General features: G+C 62.8%; 4 protein-coding genes. 2 read left to right on the top strand and 2 right to left on the bottom strand.

Annotated features, from left to right (window positions below):
- Nucleotides 1-228: 228 nt before the first annotated feature.
- Nucleotides 229-726: a hypothetical protein gene (locus GY769_21500; GenBank protein ID MCP4204494.1), complete on the top strand. Its 498-nt coding sequence runs from the start codon at nucleotides 229-231 to the stop codon at nucleotides 724-726.
- A 575-nt stretch (nucleotides 727-1301) separates the two neighbouring features.
- On the opposite strand, the gene GY769_21495 is transcribed toward GY769_21500, so the two are convergent.
- Entirely contained in the window at nucleotides 1302-2060 is a 759-nt protein-coding gene (locus GY769_21495) for an ATP-binding protein (GenBank protein MCP4204493.1), read from the bottom strand.
- Entirely contained in the window at nucleotides 2054-3619 is a 1566-nt protein-coding gene (locus GY769_21490; GenBank protein ID MCP4204492.1) for an IS21 family transposase, read from the bottom strand. The genes GY769_21495 and GY769_21490 overlap by 7 nt, the downstream gene beginning before the upstream one ends.
- A 901-nt stretch (nucleotides 3620-4520) precedes the next feature.
- Here GY769_21490 and ltrA point away from each other — a divergent pair.
- A partial coding sequence (ltrA, locus tag GY769_21485; protein MCP4204491.1) for a group II intron reverse transcriptase/maturase occupies nucleotides 4521-5374 on the top strand: 854 nt, incomplete at its 3' end.

Here is a 5374-nt window from a genome sequence, read left to right as displayed (position 1 = left end):
GTCGGCGTTGGCAGTGGCGGCCACCGGAGGCCTTCGAGTAGCCTTGTATCTCCTGGACAACCAACGTCATCGGCGATGACGCTACTCGAACGGGTTCTGCTTGTCCTCTGCGCCCCGTACCTCATACTACGCGGCATGTTCCGCGATCTGGGAACGTGGCTGACCCGGAGGTACGGGTGGCGCACCTCGTCGAGGGAGCCGTCCTGGGAAGTGAGTGCGGAGTGTTCGGTGACGTCACCGGAGAACCTCGAGCGCGTCGCGGCCGGGTTCCGCGATCAGGGCGTCGTCTTTGGCTGGCAAATGTACCTTCAGCACTACGAATCGGGAGCCTATGTGGTCTTCGACTCCATGGCCGGCTTCGAGGCGGCGATCTCCGAAGCGACGCCGGGGGACCGATTCACCCTTTACGCCTCGGCCCTCGAGGCTCGACGCCCGAGTCTGGTGGCTCGCTTCGATCTCGCTCGAATTCCGGCCGACGGCAGCGCTTCGACGCCTGAGCTCGAGGCGATCAAGTCGCTCGTCGATCAGGAGGATTCGGAGATCGTCTACGTCGCGCGTTCTGGGTCGGAGCCGTACGTCGACTACGTCTGTGGCGCATTCGATGACGTCGATTGGCGGGATCTCATCGACGAGTGGCGGGACTTGACCGGCGAGATCCTGGGCTTTGACGAAAAGTGCGTATTCCGACGATTCCGACCACCCATTCCGGGGCAAAGCGACCAGTAGCCTGAGCGAGTCGATGCAGGGGTCCTCCTCGGGTCAATAGTGGTCGGCTTGCGCCGTCGTCGGGGCCATCATACTGCACAGATTCGAGCGATCCGGAGCTTCCGTGCGCCAGCGCGCTCCGTTGTAGGGCACGCTGGCCCACGAGACGCGCCCACGGGGTCGACCTGAGGGCTTCTCCCCCGTCTCAACCGCCACGGACGTGAGTCGCGGACACAAGCCTTGCGGAGGCCGAGATCGCCTCCTTGCGCGCCCTACGTGAATTCTGCTTCCGCTTCTGCGACCGGAGTCCGTGCCGGTGCAGGCTGGTCGTGCGCCGTACTGCACGAGATCGATCGGCCCTTCCGCGCGCCAGCACGTTCCGTTGCAGGGCATGCCGGTCCACGAGACGCGCCCACGGGGTCGACCTGAGGGCTTCTCCCCCGTTTCAACCGCCACGGGCGTGAGTCGCGGACACCAGCGTTGCGGAGGCAGAGGTCGCCTCCTTGCGTGGCCTACGTGAATTCTGCTTCTGATTCCGCCGTCGGAGTCCGAGCCGGTGCAGGCTGGGCTGGGCGCCTCGAAGTGTGTGGGTTCAGTCATCTGCCCTCCTTGGTGCTTTGTGCGAGAGCCTTCTTGCGCCGAACCGACTCGCCCTCCAGCGCGAGCTCGTAGGCGTTGTGGACGAGGCGGTCGAGGATGGCGTCGGCCAAGGTCGGATGATCGATCGCCTCGTGCCAGGCGTTGACCGGCAGCTGAGAGGTGACCATCGTCGAGCGCACCTCGTGGCGATCTTCGAGGATTTCCAGGAGCTCGAGACGATCGGCGTCGGCCAGAGGCGCCAGGCCCCAATCGTCGAGGACGATCAAGTCGGTCTTGGCCAGGCCCGCCATCAGCTTGGGATAGCGGCCATCGGCATGGGCCAGCCTCAGCTCTTCGAAGAGTCGGGGCACGCGCAGGTACTGTACTGTGTAGCCTTCGCGGCAGGCTTTCTGCGCCAGGGCACAGGCGAGAAAGGTTTTACCGACGCCGGTGGAGCCAGTGAGTAAAACATTACGGTGTCGGGCGATCCAGTCGCACGAAGCCAGCGCTAGAAATAAACTTTTATCTAGCTTCCGTCGGATGCGGTAGTCGACATCCTCGACACAGGCATATCCCTGGCGAAGCTTGGCCTTTCTGAGCCGAGTTTTAAGGCGTCGACTCGATCGTTCGGTGGCTTCGCGATCGATCAGAAGCCCCAGTCGGTCTTCGAATCTCAGATCCTCGATGTCGCTCATCTGTAGCTGCTCTTCCATGGCTTTGGCCATGCCCACCAGACGCAGCGCGCGGAGTTGGTCCAAGGTGGGATGTATCAGCATGGCGAGACCTCCCGCGAGGCACTTTGATAGTACGACGCGCCGCGCACGTTGCCGTGCTCGATGGTCCGAGCTGGCGGCGCAATTTCGGGGAGCGCTTGCTGATCCAAGCCGTTCTTGAGAATCGAGCGGATGCTCTTGTACGACAGGCCACCGATCGCCAGCGCTCGCCGGCAGGCTGCCTCCAGACGATCCTTGCCATAACGCCTCGAGAGGCGATGTAGGCCCAGGCAGGAATGCAGGCCCTGATGCGGGTGGGGCTTGGAGATCATGATCGCCTCGACCACCTCCCCCGTCGCCGGGCCGCTCTCGTGAGCCCACTTCACCAGCTTCTGGGCGTCCCAATCAGCATAATGACGGTGCGCGGCGGGTTGGTGCTCCCGAACCGTCGTGCACTGACCTGGCACGTAACTGCGCACATGGCAGGCGACCCGCTGGCCACGGTGCAGACACTCCACCGTACAGGCGGTGAAACGCACGTCCAGCTCCTGGCCCACGAGCTGGTAGGGCACGCTGTAGAAGTGCTCGTCGACCTCGAGGTGGTAGTCCGGCCCCACGCGGCCCTTGACCCAGTCCGCGTACTCGAAGCTCGCCGCTGGCAAGGGCTTCAAAGCGGGCCGGTCCAGGGTCTCGAATTGCGAGCGCCGGCTGCCGGGTAGCTTGCGGAACGGCCTGTTGTTGAGCCGCTCCAGCAGCTCGTAGATCGCCGTGTTCAGCTCGCTCAACGAGAAGAACTGACGATGGCGAAGGCACGCCAGGATCCAACGCTCGACGATCTGAACCCCGACCTCCACCTTCGCTTTATCCTTTGGCTTGCGCACCCGAGCCGGGATCACCGCCGTGGAGTAGTGGGTCGCCAGATCCTGGTAGGTACGGTTCAGGTCCGGCTCGTAGCGACAGGGTTTGTCCACCCCCGACTTCAGGTTGTCGGGGATCACCAGCTCCGACACGCCGCCGAAGAACTCGAAGGTGCGCACGTGCGAGCCGATCCAGTCCGGCAGTTTCTGGCTGCGGGTGGCTTCGGCATAGGTGTAGTTACTCGCGCCCAGCACCGCGACGAAGATCTGGGCCTCATGGATCTCGCCGCTGGCCGGGTCGGTGATCGGCACCGTCTGCCCGCAGTAGTCCACAAACAGCTTCTCACCGGCCTTGTGCTGCTGGCGCATGCTCAGGTCCAGCCGGCCGCGCCACTGCCCGTACAGCTCGCAGAAACGGCTGTACTGGTACCCGTCCTCGGGGTACTCGACCTTGTACTCGTCCCACAACAGCTGCAGCGTCACCCCGGGCTTCTTCAGCTCGTGATGGATCTCGCTCCACACTGGCAACGGTCGCGACGGCGGCGACGCCGTGGCAGGGAAAAGTCGCTGCTCCAGGCTCACCTCGTCCATCTCTTCCACCTGGGCCCAGTCCAACCCGGCCTCCTCGGCTCGGGTGCGGTAATCCAACACGGTCGTGTGGCCGGTCTGGCAGGCGCGCGCCGTCTGGCGCACGCCCAGTCTCATGTGCCACAACAGTCTGAGAATCTGTCGCGTCTTTCGCATCGGTAGTCTCCTCGCTGGCATCGTGTCCTCCTTGGGAGGACACGATACAGGGTCGCGAGGAGAACCCTCATCGGCTCGCTCAAGACAGACTCGAGCCAGGTAACCAGCGATTCCGATCCAAGCCGACCACCCTTCCGACAGGCGTCGGCCAAGTGGTCGGCTTCAGACTGGAATCGGTGGTCGCCTTGCTCTGGAATCGGTGGTCGCCTTCCCTCGGAACAGGTGGTCGGCTTGCCTCGGAATATGCAAAGGAGGTCAACCACAACAACACCGAAGCCTACCTGTGCGAGTCCGCGCTCGTACAGAACACTCTGCTCGAACCTCGCAACTACCGCGGGGGTACGCAGCTAGGGTCGTTCCGCCGGAGAGTCCGGACAAGGGCGGCCACGAAGGAGCCAGGCAGAGTGACTTCGGGAGACGGCATTTCGGCCTACATGGTGTGCCAGTCACCGCCCTTAGATGAAGCACTGGGGATCGGACCCTGCCGATCCTTCTGGCGCCGGATACGCGGTTATCGGCGTGGGATCATGTGGGTGATGCATGTCATCGCCTGGAGACAACGGCGTTGAGACAAACCGGTGAGGTTCCAAGTCGTCCGATGGTCGGTAAGCCGAGCCTATAAGCCGCAGGTGAAATGGCTCTGGTGATGCGGCGGTGAGGAGAAGGTCGTCTTAGCCGCCTCCTCTTTGGGGACCACAGCAGATCCGGAGTAGCTGGAAGCCCTCAGCGGGCCTCAGTGAAAGGAGAAACCGTAGAAGACGGGGAAACGGAGCAGACCACACGGGGAGAGCTAGCCTCTCTAGCTGAAGCCACCAAATGGCCCGCCCGCGCTCTTGCCGGGCAACCCGGGGAGTCGCTAAGACACAGCCCCAAATGGGTCCGCAGCCCGATCTCCGTGGTTACGAGACGTGAAAGACACACCATGACCAAGAAACGGAAAGTGCACTCATTGACCGGCAGGATCACCCTGGGGTTGATGATCCAGGCCTTTCAGGCGGTGAAGCAAAATCGGGGCGCAGCGGGTATCGACAAGGTCAGCGTCGACATGTTCGACGTCAACCGCGACGAGAACCTCGTGGCTCTGATGAGGGACCTGAAGACCGGAAACTTCCGGCCTAAGCCCCTTCGCCGGGTCTACATTCCCAAAGACCCGAAGGCGAAGAAGCTTCGCCCATTGGGCATACCAGTGGTCCGAGATCGCGTCGCCCAGGAAGTGCTCCGCAGGCTTCTGGCGCCGATCTTCGAACCGAAGTTTCACCAGGCGTCCTTCGGGTACATCCCGAAACGCAACTGCCACCAGGCCATCGAGCGGGTGCTGGCGTACCACGCGGACGGGTATCGGGTCGTTCTCGACGCCGACGTCGCCGCGTTCTTCGACAACATCCCGTTCAAGGTCATCATGGCAGCCCTTGCAGAGGAAGTCGCGGATGGCAACATCCTGCGATTGGTCGAGAAATTTCTCGCTGCTGGAGTGATGGAAAACGGCGTGTTCAAGCCAACGACGGTGGGGGTCCCGCAAGGCGGCGTCTTCTCACCTCTGCTGGCCAACGTCGTGCTCAATCATCTCGACTGGGCGCTCGACGGCGCCGGCTATCGCTTCGCGCGATATGCCGACGACTTCGTGATCGTCTGTCAGACAAAACAGCAGGCGCAAGAGGCTCTGACCCTCGTGCGACGTGTGCTCGAAAACGACCTCGGGCTGGCCCTCAGCCCACAGAAGACGAAGATTACAACCTACGGGGAAGGCTACGAATTCCTCGGGTTCTTCCTCTCGTC

The sequence above is a fragment of the bacterium genome (genome assembly GCA_024224155.1).
In the GTDB taxonomy this organism is placed as follows: domain Bacteria; phylum Acidobacteriota; class Thermoanaerobaculia; order Multivoradales; family JAHEKO01; genus CALZIK01.
The sequence above is the reverse complement of the archived record's forward strand: the minus strand, read 5'-3'. Positions and strand labels throughout refer to the sequence as shown.